Here is a 25966-nt window from a genome sequence, read left to right on the forward strand (position 1 = left end):
TTCATGCGTCGAACACCGCCCGGTGTTGCCGACGGGCCTCAGCGATTGACGACGACAAAGGTGAAGGGACCGATGTTGGTGGTGGTGAAGTGCGGGTCGGCGAAGAGCTCCTTGGGGAAGCTCACCGTGTAGCGCTTCACATTGGGATCGTTGGGGTAGACGTCCTTGGCCAGGCGCAGCGTGTACGTATCGCCGCTGCTACGGAAGAGGAATGCGTCCGGTGCGCGCCATGGACTCTTGTCGAGTGCGTCCACCAGGGCGGCGGAGGAGTTCAGCTTGCTCCACGACTCGATGATGGCGGCACGGCCCGCGAAATCGGCCAACGGGTTCGCGTAGTGCGAAGTGAGCGCCTGGAAGCCGTAATACGGGTAGAAGGACAGGAAGCTGGTATCGGCGGTAAGAACCACCGAATCCGAGCGTGGACGGCCAGTCTGCGCGATAAGTGCCGCATCGATTTCGCGGTAGTACGACGCGGCACCCGGTGCACGCTTATCGGCGCGTTCGCCGTTGCCGTCGGTGTCGGTGTAGGCGGTGGTGATCTCCGGCTTCAGCACCTGCGGAATGTCCTGCGTGAACGCGAGCGCACCGACAATGGCGACCACGACCACGGCGAACTTGAACCGTCCCGCCTCATTGAGTGCACCATAGGCCTCCCGCGCGCCTTCGACGAAGCCGAATGCTCCCGCCGCCGCCAGCAGTACTTCGAGCACGGGCGTCAACCGGAACGAGAGCAGGGTCGTACCCGCCGCGGTCGCCATCATCGACAGCAGACACCACAGATAGATCGCCACTACGCCGATGCCGAGCGCCTGCGCCCGCCGCGACGACGCCGCCCGCAGCACCAGCCACACCGTCCCGAGCAGGAAGAACGCCCCGGAAAGCGAGAACTCCGCCATCGGCAACGGCAACTGCGCCCCGCCCTCGGGCAGATAATGGAATGCCGTCCCCGAACTCGGCATCGTCCCACCGAGCATCTTCAATACGAACGGCAGCCAGACGACCAGCGCGACCAGGCCCGCGATCGCCGCGATGACAATGAGCCGAACCAGCGGCGGCACGACTGCCCGCCGAATCGAACCCGCCCCGCCGCGTTGCGCTCGGCTCGCCACCCGCTCTGCCCGCACCGCGAGCCCCGCCGAAACCAGCCCCATCAGCCCGACCGCGAAGGCCGCCACCGCGAAATACAACGTGTAGAACGACGCCGCCATCCCAAGGAACAGCCCGGCACCGATAACCGCCCCCCATCCCCCGGCAGTTCCGGCAGCGCTGGCCGTCGTGGCACTACCACTCGTCTGGGCGCTCCTGGCTGCCATACCGCTGCTGGCCGCCGAGTCTTCGCCACCCGCCGCGCCTTTGTCACCAGAGGTGGCGGCACTGCCTGAGGTGGCGGTACCAACTACCGCCCCACTGCCCGCAGCGCTGTCGACAGCTGAGGCTGCGGCACTCCCTGGGGTTGCGGCATTCCCTGCCGTTGCGGCGTTATGTGAGGTCGCGGTGTCGCTTGCGGTTGCGGCACCCCCTGACGCACCAGCGCCACTCGATGCCACCTCACCTACGGTGCCGCCCGACCGCTCGAGCGGCCGATACAACGCGCCCCAGGCAAGAATCAACGCGGGCGGCAGCAGCAGCACAATGACCGCGCTGTATGCCTCCGGCGACGCATAAGCCACCGCCACCGCGGTCGTCGCCGCACTGACCCCGATCGCCCAGTCGGCGCGAATCAGCTTGGACCACAGGACGAGTGCGATCACCGCGACCACCGCGAGCGATCCGATGGCGTACGGCTTGAAAGCCTCCCAGCCGTCCATCCCGAGCAGATTCGCTACGCGCCCGCCGATCCAGAACCAGCCGGCCGGATAGAACGGCGGCAGGTCGGCATAGGTCATATCGTGCACCGCAGCACTGTCGGTGAGCCGTGTCAGGTATTCGGTGCGGAACTCCTGATCCACCGAGACACCGAAGAGATACAGCTTGGTCGCCGCCAGCGGCATTCCCAAAGTCACCGTGACGAACGTCGAAATCCCGACCCAGGACAGCATTTTCGCCACCCACGGCCACCGCCGCGCCCGCACCAGCCGGATCGCCACGCCGAGCAGCACGGCGGCCCCGACCTGTCCGACCGTGGTCAACGATCTGGTCACATTGGACGAGTTGAACGCGGGCCACTGCACCATCGAAAACGCCACCAGTCCAACGGCGGCGACGAGCGCGGCCACCACGGCGGCCAGCAGCGCCTCACCTACGCCGGAGCCGATATGCCGGATCAACAGCGCAGCCCGGCCGCGCTCCGGTGCGGAGTGCTCGACGCGTTCTGCCGTGACTGTGCTCAACGGAGTGCTCCTTCGACAATGCGACGGCTCGAGGTCGGCTCCGAACTTGCCAGGTCGCCCGGCCGTTCGCATGGGCAGGGTGCCGAATGCCGCATCGACCGGTACCGGCGAACCGCGACGATGGTATCGACCGAAATGGCACAGTGGCGTGCGCTGATGTCGGACTTGCTGTCTCGTCGGCACCGAACCCGCCGGGCAGCCGCGGAACCGCGTGATACAGACGAGCCGCACCCGTCCCGCGCAAACATGTGCGCGACCGACAGGGTGCGGCTCGGGAAATCAGATGGGCAGCTTGCGGAAGATCGGGCGCGGAATGTGGCGCAGGATCATCATCACGAAGCGGAAGGTACCGGGCGCCCAGACGAGCTCCTTGCCCCGCTGCGACGCCGAAACCGCCAGCGCCGCAATATCTTCCTTATTGACGGTGAGCGGAGCCTCTTTGACGTGCGCGGAGAACCTGGTCCGCACCATGCCCGGCCGGATCACCAGCACGCGTGGTCCGTACGGCCGCAGCGCCTCGCCGAGTCCCAGATAGAAGCCGTCCAGGCCGGCCTTGGTGGAGCCGTAGACGAAGTTCGAGCGACGCACCCGCTCACCGGCCACCGAGGACATGGCGATGATCCGCCCGAAGCCCTGCTTCTTCATCTTCTCGCCGACCAGCACACCGACCGAAACCGCCGCGGTGTAGTTGATTCCGGCGACCTGCACGGCCTTGCGCTGGTTCTGCCACAGCTCTTCCGGATCGGCGTCCAGGGCGAATGCGACGATGGCGACATCCACATCGCCGCCTTCCCAGGCCGCGTCGATCACCTTCGGATGACTCTCGGTGTCGAGTGCGTCGAAGTCGATGACGTCGACCTGGGTCGCACCGGCGGCCTTCAGTTCGGAGACGGCGTCCTCGCGCAGCGGATCACCGGGCAGTGCGGCCAGGATGATGCGCGCCGGACTCTTGCGCAGATACTCGGCGCAGATCGCCAAGCCGATCTCCGAGGTACCGCCCAGCAGCAGGATGGTCTGCGGGTTGCCTACGGCATTAATCACTGGAGCTCCAGCCTTCTCGCCATATCGGACATGAAAACGCCTGTGGGATCGACACTTCGGCGGATCTTGATCCACTCGTCGATCCGCGGGTACATCTGGTGGAAGGTCTCCGCGGTGGTGCGCGAATCCTTCGCGGTGTACAGCCGCCCGCCGAACTCCATGACGCGGCGGTCCAGCTCGCTCACCAACTCGTTCAGACCCGGTTTGATCGGGAAGTCGACGCAGATGTTCCAGCCCGGCATCGGGAAGCTCAGCGGGGCCGGATTACCCGGTCCGAACAGCTTGAAAACGTTCAGCGCCGAGTAGTGCCCCGAGGCCTGGATATCGATGATGATCCGCTTGAACTCCTCGACCGCCTCGGTCGGCACCACGAACTGGTACTGCAGGAAGCCGTTGGAACCGTACCCGCGGTTCCACTCCGCGATCATGTCGAGCGGGTGGTAGAACTGCGTGAGATTTTGCACCTTGCCGGTGTAGTTGCCGCCCATGGCGTAGTACGCCTCGCCGATGGCCTGGAGCGTGAACTTGTTCATGGTCCAGTTCGGGAAGATATCGGGCACCGTCATCAGCTGCGGCGCATCGAATTTCAGCGGCTTCTTACGCAGGCGCTTGGGTAGTTCGTCGAGTTTGGCGAGGCGGCCCCGGGTGATGGTGGCCCGGCCGAGCTTCGGCAGCGGGCTGATCACGTCGAACCACGCGCTCGAGTAGGTGTAGTTGGACTCGCTGCCATCGCTGTGCGCGGCGATGGTCTCGTCGAGCGTGGTGGTCTTCACGCCGTCGTTGAGGAAGTACGCCGTCTCGGTGGGCGCCATCTCGATGGTCGCGCGCAGGATGATGCCGGTGAGTCCGTTGCCGCCGACGGTCGCCCAGAACAGCTTGGCATTGCGCTTCGGCGTGATGTGCTGCACCTGCCCATCGGCGGTGAGCAGATCGATCGAGCGCACGTGGTTGCCGAAGCTGCCCTCGCTGTGATGGTTCTTACCGTGGATATCGGAGGCGATGGCGCCGCCGATCGTCACCTGACGGGTACCCGGTAGCACCGGAACCCACAGCCCGAACGGCAGCGCGGCCTTCATGAGCTGGTCCAGGCTGACGCCGCCGTCCACATCGACGATCCGGGTGTCCCGGTCGATCCGGTGGATATTGTTCAGCGCCGTCATATCGACGACGAGGCCGCCCGCGTTCTGCGCGTGATCGCCATAGGAGCGGCCGAGCCCGCGCGCGATGATGCCGCGACGCAGGTGGGCCGGCTTGGAGTCGTTGTCCTCGGCGACCATGGCGACGGCCTTGGCGATCAGTTCGGGATCGCTCGTCGAGAGCACTTCGGAAGATGTTGGTGCGGTGCGACCCCACCCGGTCAATGCCTTGGTCTGCGTCGGCAACGCGTAGGTGCCGTCGGTGACATTGCCGGAGTTCCCGGTTGTGGTGGCGGTCGGAGCTTTCGTGGACATCGGCATAGAGGCTACATGCATGAGCCGATATCCGGTCGGCGTCGCCGTACTCACCGGTATGTGAGGTCCTCCGTCGGTTGCGTCGCGCCGGACGAACGTCCAATCGGTGCTCGGTCCGCTTGCCGCGCGTCACCGGCGTTAGGCTCGTCGGCGTGCAAGCCGAACCCCACCTGCCGCTCCCGGCCGAACTGCCGCTGGTCGACGAGCCGGGCGGAACAGATGTCGACCTCAAAACCCAGATAGTCCGCTTCACCCTCACCGGCGGCCTGTCGGCCATCGTCGACTACGGGATCTACAGCTTCCTGCTGAACCTCATCGGCCTACCGGTCAGCGTCGCGAAATCGATCAGCTTCATCGCGGGCACCACCACCGCCTACCTGATCAATCGCCGCTGGACATTCCAGGCGCCGCCGAGCCGCGCCCGCTTCCTCGCTGTCGTGGTCCTCTACGCCGTCACCTTCGCCGTCCAGGTCGGCATCAACGCCGTGCTCTACGCCACACTTCCCGGCGACTGGTGGCGCCAGCCCCTGGCCTTCGTCATCGCCCAGGGCACCGCGACAGTCATCAACTTCGTCGTCCAGCGCCTGGTCATCTTCAAACTCGGCGCCTGATTGCGGCGTCTTCGGCGCAAGCGCTTCGACGACTCGGACGCGAGACGGGCCGCGAATGTCGCTCGTAAGACTCGCTCCGCCTGGGGCGAGTAAAGCAAGTTCGGCTATCGAATCAGGGCGTTGGCTTGTGCTTTCGCTCCGAAGTAGTCACCGCCCTTGGCGCGGACGTTGTCCGTCCCCCACTCGCGCTGTTCGCGCGCTGCGGGGACCAGATGCGGGATGTGTTTGCGGCAGTGGATGTAGGCCTCTTCTACATCTACGACCACCCAATGTTCGGCGGCTCGTCCTTTGATGCTCGCGGGTAGTGCGGGGACGTTGCCGCGCAGCGCGGTGTCGTCCACGATCCGTGCCGAACCGTTGATGTGCAATCCGATCAGATCCTGGACGAAATCGATTAGCAGGATGCCTACGTGCGGGTTCTCCAGGATGTTGCCGAGACTGGCGTGCACGCCGTTGCCGCGGTATTCCGGGTACGCAAGTGTGCGTTCGTCGATCACATGCAGAAAGCCGGGCAGTCCCGCGCGGAAGCTTGCGTCGCATTCGCCGTGTTTGTCCGCGGTGGCGATGAACGCCATATCTGTCCTGGCGATGTACTCGATCATCGCCGGGTTCAGGTGATCGAGTACTTGATCTTGGTAGAAGCGTTCGGCGCGGTCGCGCGTGCCGTACCTGTCCTGTAGTTCGTGCTCACCGTCACTGCCACAACGTGTACCGGGCATCGCGCCCCCTCTGGTAGCTGGAATCCGGCATACGGCAACGGGTTCGACGCTGAGCCCGCGACTAAACCGAAATCCCGTCCATTTTAATCTGGCAACACAGCAAAATCCATGTTGAGAATGCACTGAATCTATAGTTAGCGCAAGGGTTTCCATGAATTAGCTACAATCCGACCGCCCGGAATATTTGCGATTCGCGACCGGTCGGACCGAGCACAACTCAGGCAGGCGTCAAGGTCACCGGAACGCCATTGAAGACCGCATTTCCGGACGGCACATCCACTACCGAATCATCGGTCAGCACATTGGCATTCACACCGGCATGCGCCCGGGCCACCGTCTGCGTGCTGTCGGTATGTCCCCAGCCGTGCGGCAAGCTGACCACCCCGGGCATGATCGCCTCTGTCGGTTCCAGCGGTACCGTCAGCGTCCCCGCGGCAGACTTCACCACAGCGGTATCGCCGAGCCCCAACCGCGCCACATCCGCCGGATTGATATGCAGCGTGCAGGTATTCGACCCGCTGACCAGCGTCGGGATATTGTGCATCCAACTATTGTTGGATCGCAGTTGACGCCGCCCGATCAACACCACATCCGGCGCGGCATCGGCGAGCCGAGCCCGCAGCCGCGCGACATCGTCGAGCAGCGGCTGCGGCGCCAACTCCACCCGCTTGGACGCGGTCCGCAGCACGCCGGGCAGGCGCGGCCGCAGCGGTCCGAGATCGACACCGTGCGGATTGTCCAGCAGCACCTGCAGATTCAGCGTGCCGTAGTGATCCCCGCGGTCACGCGGGCCACCGCCGCCGAGCCCGTCGCTCGCAGCGGCATTCCATTCGCCGTACGGTCCGAGCCGCAGCATGAGATCGATGCGCTGCTCGGTGCTGTTGGACCCGATGAGTTCGGGCCGCCGCTCAGACATACCCGCTTTGTGCAGCATGCCCGCGATGATCAGTTCGTTGACGTCGTTCAGCGCTTCCGGTCCGGCGGGCTTACCGGTGAGCGCCGCACCGAGTCTGGCCAGGATCTCCGACTCCGAAGGCCGGTCGCCGAGTGGGACCAGCGGCCGCGAGTACCGCGCGTAATTGCGAACCGCGAACTGCAGCAACGCGAAGTCGTAATGCGGTGATTGCGTCGGCCGCGGCGGCGGCAGGATCACATCCGCATGCCGGGTGGTCTCATTCAGGTACCGGTCCACGCTGACCATGAAGTCCAACTGCGCGAAGGCCGTGGCCAACCGGGACCCACTCGGCGCGGACAACACCGGATTACCCGCGACTGTCACCAGCGCGCGCACCTGCCCCGCGCCCGGTGTGGTGATCTCGTCGGCCAGCGTGGCCACCGGCAGTTCGCCCATCGCCTCGGGTAGTCCGCGCACCCGGCTTGCCCAGCGTCCGGTGCGGAATGGCTTGGTGCGCGGGATGCCACCCGCCGCGGCGTTGGCGAACATGGCACCGCCAGGTGAGTCGAGATTGCCGGTCAGAACATTGATGACCTCGACCAACCACTGAGTCAGCGTGCCGAATTCGGCTGTGCAGGTGCCGATGCGCGCATATACCGCCGCGGTCGGCGTCGCCGCCAATTCCTGCGCGATCCGGATAACCGTCTCGGCGGGAATTCCGGTCCGCGCCGAAACCACCTCGGGTGGGAAGTCGGCGGCGGCTGTGCGAACTTCGTCCAGCCCCGCGACATCCATGCGGATATCGGTCAGACCTTGTTCGAACAACGTATGCACGATCCCGAACAACAGATAAGCATCGCTGCCCGGCCGGATGAACAGATGTTCATCGGCGAGCTTGGCGGTCCGCGTTTCCCGCGGATCGACCACAACGAATTTGCCGCCGCGCTTGCGCAGCGCCTTCAACCGGCCCGGGAAATCAGGTGCGGTGCACAGCGATCCGTTCGACTCCAGCGGATTCGCGCCAAGCATCAGCAGATAATCGGTGCGATCCAGATCCGGCACCGGCACGGTCAGCGGATCGCCGAACATCAACCCGCTCGCCACCTGTTTGGGCATTTGGTCTGCGGTACTCGCCGAAAACAGATTCTTGGTGCCGAGCGCCCGGATCAACACGGGCACATAAAGCGCCCCGGCCACGGTATGCGCGTTCGGATTGCCGAGATACAGTGCCGCCGACTGATTTCCATGCTTGGCCACGATCGCCGGAAAGCGTGCGGCGATGAGATCGAACGCCTCGGCCCAGGATGCGGTGCGCCAGGTATCGGTGGCTCGGTCGCGGATCATCGGTTCGGTCAACCGGTCCGGATCCTCGTCGAGATGTCCGAAGCTGGCCCCCTTGGGGCAGATGAATCCCTTGCTGAACGGATCCTGCCGGTCGCCGCGAACCGAGGTCACGTGGTCATTCGAGTCGAGGGTGATCTCGAGTCCGCAGACCGCCTCGCACAGCGGGCAGGTCCGCAACAGCGTGCGGGAGTCATCAGTGAGCTGGGCCATAGCCCCATCATGGCGCGCGATGGATCTATGTGAAACAAGAACGGTCTATATGCCCGCGTGAACCGTTCCGACATGTTCGGCGAACCAGTCGAACGGCACCATCGCAACGACTGGTTTCGCGAGAACATGGCTAACTCGTCGGGTACGCCCAAGACAGGTCATGCCACTCGACGCAGTATCTATGCGCAGGCCGAGCGGCACCCAACTTGTCTGGCGTGAGTATGCGGAGAGGCGGACGAGCTCAGCAGGCGACGGTTGCGTTGACGGTCGTGCGACGCGAGAGCGCCGAGCGGACCGCCGCGCCGATCGCGACTACGGGCGGAATCCAGCGGGCCTCGGCGGGAGCCACGCCCCAGCAAGCCTCCCCGGTGGTGAGCTGGGTGGGCGGCAGCGGGATGCCGTCACCGTCGGTGTAGACGGTGGCGCCCGCCTCGCGCAGTGCCTCCAGCGCCATCGCGGCCTTGCGCAGACCGGTGACCAAGTGGATCTCGCGACGCTCGGCACCGGGAATCTCGATGACCGGGCCGGTCAGGTTGTTCGCGCGCAGGAACCGGCGAACCTCGCCGGCCAGTTCACCGCTGATCTCGATACCCGACAGATCCTCGTCCGTGATCAGGCAGATTCCGTTGGTCGTTTCAGCGATCGTCCACCCGCGCTGGATGTAGTCCTGCGCCGCGGCAGTCATCTCTGCCGCCGATGCGGAAGTCGGAAACGTGGTGCGCACTGTCTTTCTCCATTCCCCGATAGATCTGGGTCCTGCATACGTGGGTGGTATCGGGGCGGGGTGGGGTGGGCGTTACGGGTTGTACAAAAGATCTTGGTGACTGTCGGGTTCGTCTCACCCGGTAGTAATCGGCTATCACCGAGGCACCCCCTCAATCAGTCGTGCCGATCGGCCCTCGGGTCATGGCAGGCGCGCCTTCTATGTGAATCCACTCCTATTGGCCGGGCGTCGAATTGGGGGAAGGATCGCGATATGAGTGAGCATCGCGGTAGCGATTCGACGGGGAGCGGTCGGGCGGGTGGGCGCGCGGCATCACGAAGCAATTCGGCAGACAGGGTCGACAGCGCGCCGGATTCGGCGGAGTTCGAAACCGAATCACGCTGGATCGGCTGGAAAGAGACCGCGTCCAAACGGTTCTCGCGCACCGCGGAGCCAGAACCGGCCGAACCCTTCGAAAGTCCCCGTGCCTGGACCGCCGATGCCGCCCGCGGCCTGCTCGACGTGCAGTTCCACCGGCCGGCGACCAGGACGCTGCTGCCCCTTGCCTACATGCTCGGCCTGGCCTTCGCGATCGGCATTCCGATCGCACTGACGGTGCTGATGTGGCAGGTCTCCGCGGTGTTCGGCGTGCTGGCCGCCTTGATCGCGATACCCCTTGGCCTGACCATCGCGGCCGTCGTACGCCTGCTGCTCGAATTCCTGGAGAACGCGTCCAAGCTGGCGACCAAGGTCGAGCACATCGCCGATCTCGCCGACGATCTGTTCCAAGCGCTCGCCGATGTCGCCGAGCCGGTCAACCAGCTTTCCGAAGACGTTCGCGCCGTGCAGTTCTGGCGTTTCCGCAAGCGCGGCGAACGCAAATAAGGCCCCGCGCCGAGTTGCCGGATCGCCACCTGCGCGAACCTGTTCGTCGCTGTTGCGCCCTTGGCGTGCCTGGGCCACTCGGCGTGACCTGTGTCGGATTTACTGTGAAACAATGCTGTTCGGATATCGCGAGGGGGAAACATGGCTTTACCGCAGGGCACGACCGGCTCGACCATGCCGCGCAGGCAGCTCGGCCGACATCTGCGTGATCTGCGCAATCGGGCCCGGATGACCACTCGGACGGCGGCCCAACAGCTCGAATGGTCCGAGGCCAAGATCTGGCGGATCGAAACCGGGCAGACATCACTGCGCAGCCTGGACGTCGAGGCCATGTGCAAGATCTACGGTGCGCCAACCGATCTCGTCGAACCGCTGACCGCACTGGCCAAGGAAACCAAGGCCAGAGGTTGGTGGACCGGCTACAGCGATGTGATCGCCGAGGGTTTCGAGGTGTACATCGGCCTCGAGGAAGCCGCACGCGCCCTGGCCACCTACGAGAACGAGCTGATCCCCGGACTGCTACAGACCGAGGCATACACCCGCGCGCTGCTGAAGTCCGCGCGCCCGGATGCATCCGAGACCGAAATCGACCGGCGAGTGCAGCTGCGCACGGCCAGGCAGGCATTGCTCACGCGCAAGGATTCGCCGCTGCATTTGGATGTGGTGATCAGCGAGTCGGTGCTGTGGCGGCGGGTCGGCGGCATCGAGGTGAGCGTCGAACAGCTCGCGCACCTGCGGCGCATGTGCGATCTGCCGAATGTGCGAATCCAGTTGGTGCCCTCGGATTCCGGCTATCACGACGGCATGGATTCCGGTCCGTTCGTGCTGCTCGAATTCGCCGATACGGCCCAAGTGGAGCTGCGCGAGCCGCCGGTGGTCTACGTCGAGGCGTTCACCGGACCGGTGTATCTGGACAAGGAACACGACATCAATCGCTACCGAACGGCTTTCGCGAACATCAAGTCGGTCGCGGTGGATGCCCGCCCAGGCATAGAGGAAGCGCGCTCGGTTTAATGGCCGCGCCTTCGGCGCGGCGTGTTCGCGGCCCCCTGGTGTCTCGCGTCCGAGCCGTCGAGACTCGCGCCTGCGGCGCATGCGCTTCGACGGCTCGGACGCGAGACGGGCCGCGAACGGTCGCTCGTAAGACTCGCTCCGTTGGGGCTGGTGATGGCGGGACGTTCGGCATTTGGTGCACGCGTGCTGGAAGGGGAGTCCCGTGCCTGCGGGCGCATGCGCTTCGACGGCTCGGAAGCCGATCGGCGTACGGATTTCGGCGGTCAGTACCGTCGGCGTAGGTGAGGCGCGCCGAGTTGGGCCGCGAACGGGTCGCTCGTACGACTCGCTCCGTTGTGGTTGATGGCGGCGGTGTTCGGCACTTGGTGTACGCGTGCTGGAAGGGCCCGACTCGCGCCGAGTCGGGCCGCGAACGGGTCGCTCGTATGACTCGCTCCGTTGTGGTTGATGGCGGAGGTGTTCGGCACTTGGTGCACGGGTGCTGGATGGTCGAGTTCGGCGATTGTGTTGCATGCGCTTCGACGGCTCTGCTGGTGGCCGCGCCTTCGCGCGGACGGGTGACGGGCCGCGAGCTTCTCGCTCGTAACACTTGCTCCGTAGTGGCTGGGAAGGCGTGGATGAGCTAGTGCCTCAGCACTTCTGCCGACTGCCCCAGGTCCGTTCCAGTACCTCGCGATGGGTCGGGAGCGCGGCCTCGTAGACCTCGCGTCCCTTTTCGGTCAGGCAGACGAAGATCGCGCGTCGATCCTCGGCGCACATACTGCGCGAAACCAGTCCGTCGCGCTCCAGTCGCGCCACCGCGCGTGAGAGGGCGCTCTGGCTCAGGTAGATGTCGTTGGCCAGATCGCTCATCCGATAGTCGCCACAGGAGGCGTCGACCAGTCGGTCCAGCGTCTCGAATTCGCTGAGGCCGATATCGTGCTTGCCCTGCAACTCCTTCTCGAGTGCACAGCTCACGGCGGCGTGCCGGTCGAGCAGCTCACGCCACTCGGCGACCAACCCGGTGGGCGCCACATCGCGCCCGAGAAATTGTGTTGTCGACGGCTTCGACATAGCCCTATCCTAGTGCTCCGCGCTGGACGATGCAAGCGCATTAAATGTCTTGGCATTTAATGTCGGCGCATGTAATGTTCCGCCCATGTCTTCTGCAGCAACCCTTTCGGCCGCGACGGCGACCGATCCGATCAGATGGTCCACCCGTCTCTGGGGCATGCTGATCACCCTCTGCATTGTGTTGTTCCTCGATGGTCTCGACGTCTCGATGATCGGTGTGGCGCTGCCGTCCATCGGCGCCGAACTGGATCTGTCAACTTCCACCCTGCAGTGGCTGGTCAGCGGCTACGTGCTCGGTTACGGCGGCCTGCTGCTGCTCGGCGGTCGCACCGCCGACCTGCTCGGGCGGCGCAAGGTCTTCCTGATCGCATTGGCCGTCTTCGCACTGGCTTCGCTGGCGGGCGGTCTGGTCACCTCCGGCCCGCTGCTGATCCTGACCCGCTTCATCAAGGGCCTGGCCGCGGCATTCACCGCCCCGACCGGTTTGTCCATCATCACCACCAACTTCGCCGAGGGCCCGGCCCGCAATAAAGCACTGTCCATCTACACCGTGTTCGGCGCGGGCGGTTACTCGATGGGTCTGCTGTTCGGCGGTCTGATGACCGGCATCGGCTGGCGCTGGACCTTCCTGCTTCCGGTTCCGATCGCGCTCGCCGCACTGGCCGCGGCCTGGGTGCTGGTCCCCAAGGATGAGGCCGCCGAGGAGGGCGGACACGACATCCTGGGTGCGCTGCTGTCCACCGCGGGCATGCTGCTGCTGGTCTACACCGTGGTCTCCGCACCCGAGGCGGGCTGGGGTTCGGCGCGCACCATCGGTTCGTTCGTCGGCGCCGCGGTGCTGTTCGCCGGATTCATCGCGGTGGAGAAGAAGGTCGAGTACCCGCTGGTGCGCCTCGGCATCCTGCGCAAGGTGACGCTGGTCCGGGCCAGCCTCGCGATCATCGCGGTGGCGGGTTCGTATTTCAGCTGGCAGTTCATCGTGACGCTGTACATGCAGGATTCACTGGGCTGGTCGCCGCTGAAGCTGGCCATGGCGCTGCTCCCGGTCGGTCTGCTGGTGGTCGCCTCGGCGTTCTTCTCCGATAAGCTCGTCGACCGTTTCGGCACCGGGCCGATCATCGCGATCACGATGGTCGTGATGGCCATCGGCTACCTGCTGTTCCTGCGGCTGGACACGACCCCGTCGTACCTGACGATGATCCTGCCCGCGGTGCTGCTGATCGGCATCGGCTGGGTCGGCTTCCCCGCCATCAATATTCAGGCCACCAATGGCATCGATGATGATGAGCAGGGCCTGGCGGCCGGTGTGCTGCAGACCTCCATGCAGGTCGGCGCGGCCATCGTGCTCGCGGTGAATACCGCGATCATCTCCTCGGGCGACCACGGCGCGAGCACTGCGTCCGCGATGCTCGACAACTTTCGCCCCGGACTGCAATTCGCCGCGGGAGTCGCCATTGTCGGCGCGCTGATCGCACTGACGGCCTACCTGCCCAAGCGTGCCAAAGCACGGGCGCAGGAGCCGGAATTGGAACTCGTCGGCTGATTCCCCTCCGTCGACGAAAAGTCGAACATCACCGCTCCCTCCTCATCGGGGGCGGTGACGTTCGGCGCTTCACGAGAAGGGCGGAGCCGCAGCGTCTTTTGGGGATCGGACGTACGTCAGCGGCTGACCGTCCAGACCGACCTTCGGCCATTCGATGCCCAGCCGCGGATCGAAGGCATCTATATCTCGGTCGAATTCGGGCGTGTACTCGATCGAACACAAATAGGTGACGGTGGAGTGGTCCGCCAGCGACAGAATCGCATGACCGAGCCCCTCTGACAGGAACATCGAGCGCCGATCGACATCGTCGAGCACTACGCTGTCCCAGCGCCCATAGGTGGGCGACCCGGGCCGCAGATCGACGACGACATCGAGGAACGCGCCGCGCACACAGGTCACGTACTTGGCCTGACCCGGCGGATCCTCGGTGTAGTGGATGCCGCGCAGCACCCCGGCCGCCGAGACCGAGCAATTGACCTGGCGCAGATCGAACGCCCGACCGGTCACCTTCTCGAATTCCGAGGCCTTGAACGCCTCGCAGAACATGCCGCGCTCGTCGCTGAATTGGCGCGGGGTGATCACCCATGCCCCTGGCACGGCGAGTTCACGGAATTCCATGCTCACCAATCCCGTCCCCGCTCGAGCAGGTCGAGCAGGTAGGTCCCGTAGCCGGAGCGAACCAGCGGTTCGGCGAGCGCGCGCAGCTGTTCGTCGTCGATGTAGCCGCGTCGCCACGCGACCTCCTCCGGCACACCGATTTTCAGGCCCTGCCGCTGTTCGATGGTACGCACATAGTTGGCGGCGTCGAGCAGCGAATCAAAGGTGCCGGTATCCAGCCAGGCGGTACCGCGGGCGAGCACATCGACGCTCAGCCGATCCTGTTCCAGATAGGCGCGATTGATATCGGTGATCTCGTATTCGCCGCGCGCCGACGGTCGCAGCCCGCGCGCGATCTCCACGACATCGTTGTCGTAGAAATACAGCCCGGGGATGGCGTAGTTGGACCGCGGCACCTTCGGCTTCTCCTCGATCGAAACCGCTCGTCCCGCGCTGAATTCGACGACGCCGTATGCGGTCGGATCCGAGACCCAGTACGCGAAGACCGCGCCGCCGTCGATCGTGGCGAAGCGTTCGAGGCGGGTGCCGAGGCCGGGGCCGTGGAAGATATTGTCGCCGAGCACCAATGCGGCGCTCTCGCCGCCGATGTGGTCGGCGCCGAGGACGAACGCCTTGGCGAGTCCGTCCGGTTCCGGTTGCACCACATAGCTGATCGAGATGCCGAACTGCGAGCCGTCTCCCAGTAGGCGGCAGAACGCATCGGCGTCCTCGGGTGTGGTGATCACCAGGATGTCCCTGATACCCGCCAGCATCAGCGTGCACAGCGGGTAGTAGACCATCGGTTTGTCGTAGACCGGGACCAGCTGTTTGCTCACCCCGCGCGTGATCGGGTGCAAGCGGGATCCGGTGCCGCCGGCCAAGATGATTCCGCGCATGGTCCACGAGTCTGCCAGGCGTATCGCGCTCGGCTTCGGCGAGGTTCCGACTGGCCTACGAATTGATCACGAACGTTTAGCGCGTCGGCGCGGCGGGCGATATATGTTACGTAGATCACGCTATGGTGTTCTGAAACATCAGCGTGTGAGATGTCAGCGTCGACTCTCGCTTGGAGAACCGTTCGGTCGGGTTCGGCGCGCCAGTGTGAGGTAGGTGCGCGATGGTGGCGATCAACGGGAGTGAATTCGACGCGGGTGATCCGGGTCTGCTGATGAACCCGGACGGTCCGAGCGCATCGGCCCGATTGCTGCTGGCGACCTGTCTCGGTGCGGTGCGGCCGGTGCTGCGCGTATTTCCGGTCAGCCGCACGACCATCCCGATCGGTGCTCTCGCGATCGACGGACTGGCGCGACTGCGTCCGCAGCCGCGCGGTGTTGATCGGGAACAGGTGACGCTGAATGGGTTTCGGATGGAGATCCTGCGGCCGTCGGGCGGTTCGCGTGCCCTGCGGCACGGCGCGGTGCTGTATATGCACGGTGGTGGCTTCGCCATCTGCGGTCTCGGCACCCATCGCCCGATCGCGGCCAGCCTGGCCCGGCGCACCGGATTGCCGGTGGTCAATGTCGACTACCGCCAGCTGCCCGCAAATAATGTCACCGCCGCGATCGAGGACTGCCTGACGGCCTACCGCTGGCTGTTGCGGCACGGCGCGGACCCGGCCAGGGTCATGTTCGCGGGCGATTCGGCGGGTGGCTTCCTCGCCTTCGCCACCGCACTGCGCGCGATCGAGGCCGGGCTGCCGTCGCCGGGTGGGTTGATCGGGTTGAGCCCACTGCTCGATCTGGACTACGCCGCCAAGCGCGACTATATGAATGTCGCGCGCGATCCCTATCTTTCGCTGGCCGCCCTGGAGGCGGTGGTGCGGCTCGGCGCCGAGGTGGATGGGGTGCTGGACCCGCTGGTGTCGCCGGTCAACGGCGCCTTGGCGAGTCTGCCGCCGGTACTGCTGATCACCGCCGAAGACGAGATGCTGCGCTATGACTGCGAGCTCATGGCTCGCAGGCTGACCGCGGCCGGTGTCCCGAACGCGCTGGAGATCTGGCGCGGTCAGGTGCATGCCTTCATGGCGATAGCCCCGAACCTGCCCGAGAGCAGGATGGCACTGGCCCGGGTCTCCCGGTTCGTGCGCGCCCGCCTCGAGCAGTCCCAACAGGCTCGGACGGCTTGACCTGGATCGGCCGGACGAGTCGCGAACCCCGCATCCGGACCTCCCCTTCAGCGGCGGTCCGGGGCGGGGTTCTTTGGTTGGGAACCTTGCCGTGAATTCCCCTCGGTTATCCGGAGAATTCTCGCGAGGGGCATACGTGCGGCATTTGGTCCAACTTGATTAACTTTTTGTTCACCCACGCGACGGTTGTAATTACTCCGGCATCGCGCCCATCACGGTCCTATCAAATCCGCAAACGCACGGCCATTTCGGACCGAGCCGCGATCAACAGTGGAAACCCCGCCTGGTCGATGACCGGGCGGGGTTTCCTGGGCTCTCTTTCAGTTGTGCAGAGCCGTCGCTCGACTTACTTCGGCGCGTTGAACGGCGCGTTGATCGTGGAGAAGTACTGGATCGCCGCACCGATCGCGACCGGAGCCGTGATCAGGATCTGACCGGCCAGGGTGCCAAGCGCACCGATGGCGATGATGCCGCCGAGGCAGCCGATGGCCGCGGCTGGGATGAACGCGCCGAACAGGCCGACAATGGTGGCCGAGGCGACGGTCGCGCCGGCAATACCACCGAGGACGCAGCCGATGGCGCCGCCGCCGAGACCGCCGACCAGAGTGCCGATGGTGGCGCCCATGCCGATGGTGTCCTTCAGACGGTTGAATGCGGCCGTCTCACGGTCGTATTCGGACTTCCAGGGCGCCTTGTCCTCGAAGGGCAGCGCGACCGGCTTGTAGGTGGCCTTCGCCATGTCGAGCTGCGGGGTCAGGGTGGCGGTGTGGTCGGCGATGTCCGCGGCGATCGGGAACTCGAAGTCGTCGACGCGGAAGGTGAGCGGGGTGCCCGCGACGGTGGTTCCGTTGGCGGCCTTGATCTTGAGCGCATTGTCTTCGACAACCAGCGAGCCGGAGTCGATCGAGATGATCGACTGGGTGTCGGTGGCGTTCGCGGTGAAGTTGACCGGGGCATCGGCGGATTCCGCCGGTGCCGCGTTGACGGTGCCCGCAGTGACGCCCATGGCGGCGATCAGCAGGGCCGAAGTCGCGGCGAATTTCCTCATCAGCATTTTATTTTGGACCTCGATGTGAAGCGTTCGGAGGGGACTAGACGATCGAAATCTAGACCAGCTAACGCGTGGTGAACCGCTTGTGACCGTTAATTCAAATTTTGTTCACCATCGCGACTCGAGGTTTGGTGGGTTCTCGGAAATGAGCGCGCTGACCGGGGTTTTTCAGTATCGACTGAACCACGCTTATTTCTTTTCCGATGTCCAGAGTGATGAACATCACAGATTCGAACCTGGTTGCGCGGGTGAATACAGCTGCACGGATCCGGCGCCACCGGGCCACGCGGGCGACGTAAGGTCATGGGGTGCGACTGCTCGTAACCGGCGGAGCCGGATTCATCGGTGCGAATTTCGTCCAACAGACCGTGGCCGAGCGGCCCGACGCCACCGTAACCGTCCTTGACGCTTTGACCTACGCGGGAAATCGGGCCTCGCTCGCGCCGGTGGCCGACCGCATCGACTTCGTGCACGGTGATATAGCCGATCTGGATCTGGTCGACGAGCTCGTCTCCGGCGTCGATGTCGTGGTCCATTTCGCCGCCGAATCGCATAACGACAACTCCCTCGCCGAACCCTGGCCGTTCGTGCAGACCAATATCGTCGGCACCTACTCCCTGCTGCAGGCGGTGCGCCGCCACGATGTGCGCTACCACCATGTCTCCACCGACGAGGTGTACGGCGATCTCACCCCGGACGGCCCCGCATTCGACGAGAACACCCCCTACAACCCCTCCAGCCCCTACTCGGCCACCAAGGCCTCGAGCGATCTGCTGGTGCGCGCCTGGACCCGCTCGTTCGGCGTCCGCGCGACAATCTCCAACTGCAGCAATAACTACGGGCCGTATCAGCATGTGGAGAAGTTCATCCCGCGCCAGATCACCAACCTGATCGACGGAGTGCGCCCGCGCCTCTACGGCGCCGGACATCAGGTGCGCGATTGGATCCACGTCGAGGATCACAACCGCGCGGTGTGGAACATCCTGGAGCGAGGCCGAATCGGGCAGACCTATCTGATCGGCGCGGACGGCGAACTCGACAACAAGTCGGTGGTGCGCATGATCCTGGCGGCCTTCGACCGCGATCCGGACGATTTCGATCACGTCACCGACCGGGCGGGCCACGATCAGCGCTACGCCATCGATGCGACGCTGCTGCGCACCGAACTCGGTTGGACACCACGCTATTCCGACTTCGCCACCGGACTCGCCGCCACCATCCAGTGGTACCGCGACAACGAATCCTGGTGGCGTCCAGCCAAAGCCGGCACCGAGCGCGCTTACGCCGAGGCGGGCGAAACGACCCTCGAGGCCTGAGTCAGCCCCAGACGATCGAGTAGTACTTCCACAGCGCCGCGATCAGCGCTACCAGTGTGGCCACGATGACGGCGATGGCCGGACCCCTGGACGGGGTCTGGCCGCGAACATCGGTGAGTCGCAATGGCATCCAACGCAGCAGCACCCCCAGCGCGATGATCGCCAGTGGCACGAAATACCGGCCCTGGACGCCATCGATGATGTAGTAGCCGACCGGTGAGAACGACATGTACAGCGTCACGTAGATCATCGCGACGCTCGCGAGCACCGTCAGCGCGACGATCAGCGTGCGCCGGAAAGTGGCGGTCGCGGTATTCATCCGATCCGCGATACCGATGCTGACCGCGAAGGCGAGCAGGCAGGCCAGCACCGTCAGCGCGGGGACATCGATGTAGGCGAACCCGAGTTCACCGAAGAACTGGGTGAACCACCGCTGGTCTCGCAATGCGATGCTCTCGCCGAAGGTGTTCACGAAATTCACCGGGTCGGTGAGGATTCCGTGCAGCTGATCGCCCGGACGCACCGAATTCCATTGGTGCTGCGGGCGCATCAGGCCCATACCCTCGGTGGTCGGTCCGGCGATCTTCATCCAGACGGCGAAGGCCAGCGCGCCCAGTCCCGCGAAACCCCATGGAATGAAACGCTTCCAGGTAGCCGCGTTACCGAACGCGAAGCGGTTCGTCGGCACCAGTACCAGGAGCATGGCGAGCAGCACGTAGGTCGGCTTGCTGACCGGCAGCAGCAGGGTCGTGGCCAGTAGCGCGGCCGTCCCGGTTCGACCGAGACCGTCACCGAGGAACAGCGCCTTGACCAGCAGCGCCGAGACCATAATGGCCAGTGCGTTGGTCAACGTGTCGGCGGTGACGGTACCCGCTTGGAAGACCGCGATCGGCAGCACGGCGACGGTGAACGCCAGCCACTGCACCCGATGCGCACGCAGCGCCCACAGACCGAATCCCACCAGCGCGAGATAGGCGGCCAGGCCCGCGAGGCGGGTCAGCAGCATCATCGCGCCGACATTCAGTCCGAACAGCTCCGCGACCCGAATACCGATGGCCGCGGGAATATACGGCACCGGCGAGTAGGCGGCGGTATTGGTGAACCAGACCGGCTCCTCGGCCTCGGAAACCGCGCCGCTCTCCATCCGGGCATAGCTGCCGGGATCGGCCACCATCGGGTCCGGCTCTTCCGGATTGGTGGTGTAGTCGTGCAACGCGTAGCCCATCAGCTCGGTGATGCTGACCGGCACATCACCGCCGTAGGAGATGCCGCGCTCGTCGTGTATCCGCTGCGGCCCGAAGCCGCCGTGCGCGACCTGGTAGGCACGACCGAACTGGGTGATTTCGTCGTGTCCCCAGAACGGCGGAGTGATCCAGGCGAACAGCGCGCCGAAGACCGTGACGACAATGGTGAAGGCGACCGTGGCCGCCCCGAAGCGATCTACGATGCGGCGTCCGAAATCGCGTGCCGAATTCGGTCTGCTCGAATCGGCTTCGGCGGCAGCGGATTCGGGTGCCGCTACATCGTTGTCCGTGGTCTCCGGCTGCGCGGTGGTCGCGGTTCGACCCGCCGAGGTGGTCAACGCTCGGCCCCGGCGGCGTGTGCGTCACCACCATGCGCGTCATCCGCGCTGACGGCCGAGTAGCGCAGGTAGACCAGCCGGGCGGCCTCGTGCCGGGAGCGCCGGATGCCGTCCAGGATCAGACCCGCGGTCCAGGCCAGGCTGCCGAGCAGCAGCAAGGTGAATCCGAGGAACAGCGTCGGGAACCTGGGCACCTCATGGGTGTTGTAGAACTCGACGACTATCGGAATGGTCAGGATGATCGAGATCAGCCAGCTCAGCGTGCCGAACAGCCCATAGAACGCGACCGGTCGCTCATGTCTGGCCAGGCCGATGATCAGCGCCAGGATCTTGAATCCGTCGTGGTAGGTGCGCAGCTTGCTCTCACTGCCCGCGGGCCGGTCGCGGAAGCCGACCGGAACCGCGGTCTGCGGCACACGCAGATGCAGGGAATGCACGGTCAGCTCGGTTTCGATCTCGAATTCCCGCGAGACGGCCGGGAAGCTCTTCACGAACCGGCGTGAGAACACCCGGAAGCCGCTGAGCATATCCTCGACGTTCTCGCCGAATACCTTTCCGACCACGCCGTTGAGCACTTTGTTGCCGGTCTCGTGGCCGGAGCGGTACGCCGAGCCGCCCTCGTCCTGTTTGCGGACGCCGAGCACATGGTCGTACGGACCGTCGAGCAGGGTCTTGATCATCAGCGGCGCGGCCGACGCCTCATAGGTGTCGTCGCCGTCGATCATCAAATAGATATCGGCCTCGATATCGGCGAAGGCGCGGCGCACCACATTGCCCTTGCCCTTGGTGTGTTCGTGGCGCACGATCGCACCGGCGGCGCGGGCCCGCTCGGCGGTCGCATCGGTGCTGCGGTTGTCGTAGACGTAGACGACGATTCCCGGCACGGCGGCCTGCAGGTCGGCGACGACCTTGGCGACCGAAGCCTCCTCGTTGTGGCATGGCACCACTGCGGCAATTCGGAGCTCGGTGGAGTCCACCCGGTCAATCCTCGATGTCGGCGGTGAATGGGGAACACCGGGAGGGTACAGGGGGAGTACCTATTGGTGCTCACTCGGTTCACCGAGCCTACTGGGGTACCGTCGCCGGGTGTCTTTCCCAGAGCAGCCCGTGTCATTCTCCGAACGGTCCGGCTCACCGCAATCCACGCCGGTCCAGGAGCCGCTGAGCGCGAAGGTGATCGCCGCACTGCGGCGCGGCGGCGCCTTCCTGGTGGTCGGTGCGATCGGCTTCCTGGTCGACGCGGGCACCTACAACCTGCTGGTGTTCTGGGGCGGCGAAGGGGTGCTCTACCACGCGCCGCTGCCCGCCAAGATCATCGCGATCGCGGTGGCCACGGTGGTGACCTACTTCGGCAACAAGTGGTGGACCTTCGGGCACAAGAAATCGGATAATCCGGCGCGCGAGTACCTGTTGTATGCCATATTCAATGTGGTCGCTATCAGCCTGCAACTGGGTTGTCTAGGGTTCTCTCGCTATGTGCTCGAGCTGTCGTCGCCGCTTTCGGACAACATATCCGGCACGCTCATCGGCCAGATCGTCGCGGTGGTATTCCGCTATTGGGCCTACGACAAATTCGTATTCGTCGGCTCTGCGGGCACTTCGGCTAATGACAAGCAACCATAAATAGCGGGACCGTCCCGGTTCCTGGACAGGCATTCGCCGAGCCCGATTGATATCCTCGGCCCGCCGCGAAGGCATCCAGGGGCGTGTCTGTCCCGTCGGCACCAAAGGATTTCGAGGACTTCATGGATCAGTCGGCTACCCAGGCCGTTACCGAGACAAATGACCAACCTTCGACCGCGCCGGCCTCACTGCGCGTCGATCATCAGGCGCCCGATCGCCTGGTGCTGCAGCGCGGCATCTTCACCGGGCCGTCGGCGAAGGTGAGCGATGAGCTGTACGCCGTCGTCAAGGGTCGCGCACATCGGGAACGCCTGGAGCTCAGACTGGACAAGGGCGCGTCCGCGCATACCAACACCTATTTCGGGCGCTTCGCGGCCAGCTACTGGCAGCGCTGGACCACGGTCACCGAGGTGTGGGCGAGCATGGTGCTCGATGTGACCAAGAAGGCCCGGGTCCGGGTGGTCGCCTCTGATATCGCCGGGCACCGCCGGATCATCGAGACCGCCGAGATCACCACCAGCGGCCCGCTGACCCTGACCGCGCCGCTGGACCAGTACGTCGATGGTGGCGCGCTGTGGCTCGAATTCGATGCCGTCGGCGGCGAACTCGGCATCTCCGCGCAGACCTGGACCGCCATCGCACCCGAACGTGTGCGCCCTGTCGCCATCGCGATCTGCACCTTCAACCGGGCTGCCGACTGCGCCGAGACGGTAGCCGCGCTGGCCTCCGACGCCCCGATTCTCGAGGCCATCGACGCGGTCTATGTGGTGGATCAGGGCACCGATCTGGTGCAGAATCAGGCGCGCTTCCAGGAGACGCTGCCGATCTTCGGTGACAAGCTGCGCTACATCCGGCAGCCGAATCTCGGTGGTGCGGGCGGCTTTACCCGTGGCCTGTATGAGGTCTCTGCGGTCAACGAGCACGCCGACGTCATCCTGATGGACGACGACATTCTCTGTGAACCGGAAACGGTATTGCGGCTCAATGCCTTCGCCAATCTGACCGTGGAACCGACGCTGGTCGGCGCGCAGATGTTGTTCCTGCTCAACCCGGATTACCTGAATGTCGGCGCCGAGGAAGTGCATCTGCACGAGCTGAAGCACGGCCAGAAGGTGTCGAAGGCATTGCGCAACACCAGCATGCTGAAGAAGAACCAGGAGCGCCGCGTCGACGCCGGCTACAACGCCTGGTGGACCTGCCTGATCCCGGCCGAGGTGGTCGCCGAGATCGGGCTGCCGGTGCCGATCTTCTTCCAGTGGGACGATGTCGAATACGGCATCCGAGCCCGTGAGCACGGGTTCGTCACGGTGACGCTGCCGAACGCCGCGGTGTGGCACGCGGACTTCTACTGGAAGGACTACGACGACTGGGCGCGCTACTTCAGCACGCGCAACTCGTTGATCGTCGGTTCGCTGCACACCGATCTCGACGGCAAAGCCATTACCCGCCAGCTGTTCCGGAATCTGGCCGAACATCTGGTCGCCATGCAGTACGGCCTCGTGCACACCACGCTGCAGGGCATCGAGGACTTCCTGCAGGGCCCGAAGATCTTGCGCGACGGCGGAATCGCCGCACTGGCCGCCGCTCGCACCAGTCGCGGTGATTACCCCGAAACCATCAAGCATCCTGCCGCGACCCCGCCGGTGCGCTCGGCCGATATCCACTTGCGCCGGGCCGGTGGCGAACCGAGTCGGGTCACGGCGGTGCTGATCAAGCGGGCCATCACCCAGTGGACCGGACGCACCCAGCGCGGCCTGATCGGCGTCACCCGCGAGGACGCGCACTGGTGGCATGTATCGCTGTTCGACCACGTCGTGGTCACCGATGCCTCGCAGTCCGGTGTCCGGGTCCGTCAGCGCGACAAGGCGCGAGCTCGCGCCTTGCTCATCCGTACCATCCGCGTCCTGCGTCAGCTGCGCCGTGAACTCCCCAAACTCACCCAGCAATACCGCGCCGCAATGCCCGAACTCACCAGCCGAGAAAACTGGGAGCGCCTCTACGGCATCAAGCCGAACTGAGCCAGCGCCGCGCACGCTTTTGCCCGCCACGCGCGAAATGACCGGGCAAATCCATGCGCGGCGCGCCAAAAGGTGCGGGTGACAACCGCACTCAGCGCAGTGCGGTTTGGAATGCGGCGTGGGCGCGGTCGTCGAAGAGGACGAAGTGGGCTTCTTGGACGGATGTTTTTGTGTGGCGCACCGTTTCGGTCGCGATGCGGGCGCCGTCATCCATCGGCCAGCCGAAGATGCCGGTGGAGATGGCAGGAAAGGCGATTGTTCGCGCACCTAATTCGTCTGCTACCCGGAGGGATTCGCGATAGCAGGAGGCGAGGAGGGTGCTGCGGTCTTCGGTCGCGGACCATACGGGGCCGACGGTATGGATTACCCATCGGGCCCACAGGTCGCCTCCGGTGGTGGCGACCGCCTGACCGGTTGGCAGTCCTTTGCCGTAGCGCGATGCGCGCAGATCGCGGCAGGCGTCGAGAATCGCGGGTCCACCGGCGCGGTGGATCGCGCCATCGACGCCGCCACCGCCGAGCAGGGAAGAGTTGGCCGCATTGACGATCGCGTCGACCCGCTGCTCAGTGATGTCGCCTCGGCGAAGGATGATGGTGGCGGTACCGGGCGCGCCCGAGATCAGGTGCCTGGCGCGCCCCTCCAATAGCGGCATCAACGCCTGGCGCCAGGCATCGAGGCTGACCATCCCGCTCGACATGCCGCCGTGCCCGAACTCCGGTCGGTGCACGCTGTGGGGTGCGTTTTTCGCGTCGAGACGCGATCCGAGCACCTGCTCGAAGGTGTCGTGCAGTAGTGCGATCAACTCGGTCGAAGTCGATGGCGGGTCGAGATTTTCGAGCCGACTCCGCATTTCCTGCCAGACGTAGGGATCGCCGCGCAGTCCCCATCCTTCGGGCTCTGGTTCGAAGATCGCGGCCAAGGTTGTTTTACCGGTCACGATAGCGACGGTAGCGGGCTGAGTGCCCGAAAGTGGCCGGGCGGGCCACCTTCGGGGCGGCGTCAGAGGAACAGGTCGGTGGTCAGTTCGGCGTCGCCGGGGACGACGCGGTATTTGTCCAGGTCGGTGATGCCGTGGGCGGCGAGGACTTCGTCATCGAGGAAGAAGTTGCCGCTGGTCTCCTTCGACGGCGAGGTGAGGACCAGGTAGGCGGCGTCGGCGTAGATATCAGGGGTGCGGGAGGTGGCGATCATTTCCTCGCCGCCGAGCAGATTCTTTACCGCGGCGGTGGCGATGGTGGTCCGCGGCCACAGTGAGTTGACGGCGATACCGTCGCCCTTGAGCTCCTCGGCCAAACCCAGTGTGGTGAGCGACATTCCGTACTTGGCGATGGTGTATCCCAGTGCCATGCCCGCCCATTTCGGGTCCAGGTTGAGCGGCGGGGACAGGGTCAGAATGTGTGGATTGCGGCCCGCCGCGGCCGATTCGCGCAGCGCGGGAATGCTGAGTTTGGAGAGCAGGAAACTGCCGCGGCAGTTGATGTCCTGCATCAGGTCGTACTTCTTCATGGAGATGGCGTCGGTGGGGGACAGATCGATCGCCGAGGCATTGTTGACGACGATATCGATGCCGCCGAACCGCTCTACGGTTTGGTGCACGGCCTCGGCGACCGACTCATCGATGCGCACATCGCCGACGAATGGCAGTACGGTGCCGCCCGCCTCTTCGAGTTCGGCCGCGGCGGTATGGATGGTGCCGGGCAGCTTGGGATGCGGCTGGTCGGTCTTCGCGATCAGGGTGATATTCGCGCCGTCGGCGGCGGCCCGCTTGGCGATCTCCAAACCGATGCCACGGCTGCCGCCCGACATGATCATCGTCGCGCCCGCGAGCGGCTTCGATCCCGGTTCCGTCATGACC

22 protein-coding genes are annotated in these 25966 nt (G+C 65.0%); 8 read left to right on the plus strand and 14 right to left on the minus strand.

The window, feature by feature from the left end:
• Positions 1-38: 38 nt before the first annotated feature.
• The 3 genes from ACQP2U_RS01275 to ACQP2U_RS01285 all read right to left on the minus strand — a co-directional run bounded on the left by ACQP2U_RS01275 (position 39) and on the right by ACQP2U_RS01285 (position 4822).
• Positions 39-2264, minus strand: coding sequence for an arabinofuranosyltransferase (locus tag ACQP2U_RS01275; protein WP_433716800.1), 2226 nt, complete (start codon positions 2262-2264; stop codon positions 39-41).
• Between the two features lie 345 nt (positions 2265-2609).
• Positions 2610-3371, minus strand: coding sequence for a decaprenylphospho-beta-D-erythro-pentofuranosid-2-ulose 2-reductase (locus ACQP2U_RS01280; RefSeq protein ID WP_397036393.1), 762 nt, complete (start codon positions 3369-3371; stop codon positions 2610-2612).
• Positions 3368-4822 (minus strand): FAD-binding protein, encoded by a 1455-nt coding sequence (locus ACQP2U_RS01285; protein WP_433712983.1) that lies wholly within the window; start codon positions 4820-4822, stop codon positions 3368-3370. Before ACQP2U_RS01285 ends, ACQP2U_RS01280 begins: the two co-directional genes overlap by 4 nt.
• Positions 4823-4974: 152 nt before the next feature.
• On the opposite strand from ACQP2U_RS01285, the gene ACQP2U_RS01290 reads away from it, so the two are divergent.
• Positions 4975-5433: a GtrA family protein gene (locus ACQP2U_RS01290; protein ID WP_433712985.1), complete on the plus strand. Its 459-nt coding sequence runs from the start codon at positions 4975-4977 to the stop codon at positions 5431-5433.
• 104 nt (positions 5434-5537) lie between these two features.
• Here ACQP2U_RS01290 and ACQP2U_RS01295 read toward each other — a convergent pair whose 3' ends face one another.
• The 3 genes from ACQP2U_RS01295 to ACQP2U_RS01305 all read right to left on the minus strand — a co-directional run bounded on the left by ACQP2U_RS01295 (position 5538) and on the right by ACQP2U_RS01305 (position 9325).
• Positions 5538-6152 (minus strand): pyridoxamine 5'-phosphate oxidase family protein, encoded by a 615-nt coding sequence (locus ACQP2U_RS01295; protein ID WP_433712986.1) that lies wholly within the window; start codon positions 6150-6152, stop codon positions 5538-5540.
• 217 nt (positions 6153-6369) lie between these two features.
• On the minus strand, positions 6370-8601 hold the full coding sequence (locus ACQP2U_RS01300) for a molybdopterin-dependent oxidoreductase (protein ID WP_433712988.1): 2232 nt from the start codon (positions 8599-8601) through the stop codon (positions 6370-6372).
• 241 nt (positions 8602-8842) lie between these two features.
• Entirely contained in the window at positions 8843-9325 is a 483-nt protein-coding gene (locus ACQP2U_RS01305) for a hypothetical protein (RefSeq protein ID WP_433712989.1), read from the minus strand.
• A 252-nt stretch (positions 9326-9577) separates the two neighbouring features.
• On the opposite strand from ACQP2U_RS01305, the gene ACQP2U_RS01310 reads away from it, so the two are divergent.
• Both ACQP2U_RS01310 and ACQP2U_RS01315 read left to right on the plus strand, forming a co-directional pair.
• Positions 9578-10189, plus strand: a complete 612-nt coding sequence (locus tag ACQP2U_RS01310) for a DUF4282 domain-containing protein (RefSeq protein WP_433712990.1) — start codon at positions 9578-9580, stop codon at positions 10187-10189.
• 141 nt (positions 10190-10330) lie between these two features.
• On the plus strand, positions 10331-11203 hold the full coding sequence (locus ACQP2U_RS01315) for a helix-turn-helix domain-containing protein (RefSeq protein ID WP_433712991.1): 873 nt from the start codon (positions 10331-10333) through the stop codon (positions 11201-11203).
• A gap of 630 nt (positions 11204-11833) precedes the next feature.
• Here the strand turns inward: ACQP2U_RS01315 and ACQP2U_RS01320 are convergent.
• Positions 11834-12256 (minus strand): MarR family winged helix-turn-helix transcriptional regulator, encoded by a 423-nt coding sequence (locus ACQP2U_RS01320; RefSeq protein ID WP_433712992.1) that lies wholly within the window; start codon positions 12254-12256, stop codon positions 11834-11836.
• 85 nt (positions 12257-12341) lie between these two features.
• Between ACQP2U_RS01320 and ACQP2U_RS01325 the strand changes: the two genes are divergently transcribed.
• A complete protein-coding gene (locus ACQP2U_RS01325; RefSeq protein WP_433712993.1) occupies positions 12342-13799 on the plus strand; it encodes an MFS transporter in 1458 nt (485 codons plus the stop codon).
• A gap of 69 nt (positions 13800-13868) precedes the next feature.
• Here ACQP2U_RS01325 and ACQP2U_RS01330 read toward each other — a convergent pair whose 3' ends face one another.
• Entirely contained in the window at positions 13869-14417 is a 549-nt protein-coding gene (locus tag ACQP2U_RS01330; RefSeq protein WP_433716801.1) for a dTDP-4-dehydrorhamnose 3,5-epimerase family protein, read from the minus strand.
• A 2-nt stretch (positions 14418-14419) separates the two neighbouring features.
• A complete protein-coding gene (gene rfbA, locus ACQP2U_RS01335; protein WP_433712994.1) occupies positions 14420-15292 on the minus strand; it encodes a glucose-1-phosphate thymidylyltransferase RfbA in 873 nt (290 codons plus the stop codon).
• 221 nt (positions 15293-15513) lie between these two features.
• On the opposite strand from rfbA, the gene ACQP2U_RS01340 reads away from it, so the two are divergent.
• Positions 15514-16521: an alpha/beta hydrolase gene (locus ACQP2U_RS01340; protein ID WP_433712995.1), complete on the plus strand. Its 1008-nt coding sequence runs from the start codon at positions 15514-15516 to the stop codon at positions 16519-16521.
• Between the two features lie 346 nt (positions 16522-16867).
• On the opposite strand, the gene ACQP2U_RS01345 is transcribed toward ACQP2U_RS01340, so the two are convergent.
• A complete protein-coding gene (locus ACQP2U_RS01345; RefSeq protein ID WP_433712996.1) occupies positions 16868-17575 on the minus strand; it encodes a hypothetical protein in 708 nt (235 codons plus the stop codon).
• Positions 17576-17880: 305 nt separating this feature from the next.
• On the opposite strand from ACQP2U_RS01345, the gene rfbB reads away from it, so the two are divergent.
• Positions 17881-18888 (plus strand): dTDP-glucose 4,6-dehydratase, encoded by a 1008-nt coding sequence (gene rfbB, locus ACQP2U_RS01350; RefSeq protein WP_433712997.1) that lies wholly within the window; start codon positions 17881-17883, stop codon positions 18886-18888.
• A 1-nt stretch (position 18889) separates the two neighbouring features.
• Here rfbB and ACQP2U_RS01355 read toward each other — a convergent pair whose 3' ends face one another.
• Positions 18890-20470, minus strand: coding sequence for a DUF2142 domain-containing protein (locus ACQP2U_RS01355; protein WP_433712998.1), 1581 nt, complete (start codon positions 20468-20470; stop codon positions 18890-18892).
• Positions 20467-21447 (minus strand): glycosyltransferase, encoded by a 981-nt coding sequence (locus ACQP2U_RS01360; protein ID WP_397036370.1) that lies wholly within the window; start codon positions 21445-21447, stop codon positions 20467-20469. Before ACQP2U_RS01360 ends, ACQP2U_RS01355 begins: the two co-directional genes overlap by 4 nt.
• Positions 21448-21556: 109 nt before the next feature.
• Here ACQP2U_RS01360 and ACQP2U_RS01365 point away from each other — a divergent pair, with 109 nt between their 5' ends.
• Positions 21557-22093, plus strand: a complete 537-nt coding sequence (locus ACQP2U_RS01365) for a GtrA family protein (RefSeq protein ID WP_433712999.1) — start codon at positions 21557-21559, stop codon at positions 22091-22093.
• Positions 22094-22215: 122 nt separating this feature from the next.
• A complete protein-coding gene (locus tag ACQP2U_RS01370; RefSeq protein ID WP_433713000.1) occupies positions 22216-24111 on the plus strand; it encodes a glycosyltransferase in 1896 nt (631 codons plus the stop codon).
• A gap of 91 nt (positions 24112-24202) precedes the next feature.
• Here the strand turns inward: ACQP2U_RS01370 and ACQP2U_RS01375 are convergent, their stop codons facing one another.
• Both ACQP2U_RS01375 and ACQP2U_RS01380 read right to left on the minus strand, forming a co-directional pair.
• A complete protein-coding gene (locus ACQP2U_RS01375) occupies positions 24203-24763 on the minus strand; it encodes an O-acetyl-ADP-ribose deacetylase (protein ID WP_433716802.1) in 561 nt (186 codons plus the stop codon).
• A 347-nt stretch (positions 24764-25110) separates the two neighbouring features.
• Positions 25111-25962 carry an SDR family oxidoreductase gene (locus ACQP2U_RS01380; protein ID WP_433713001.1) on the minus strand — a complete coding sequence of 284 codons (852 nt, stop codon included), beginning with the start codon at positions 25960-25962 and terminating at the stop codon, positions 25111-25113.
• Positions 25963-25966: the final 4 nt, after the last annotated feature.

Source organism: Nocardia sp. CA-084685 (assembly GCF_050955785.1).
Taxonomy (GTDB): Bacteria; Actinomycetota; Actinomycetes; order Mycobacteriales; family Mycobacteriaceae; genus Nocardia.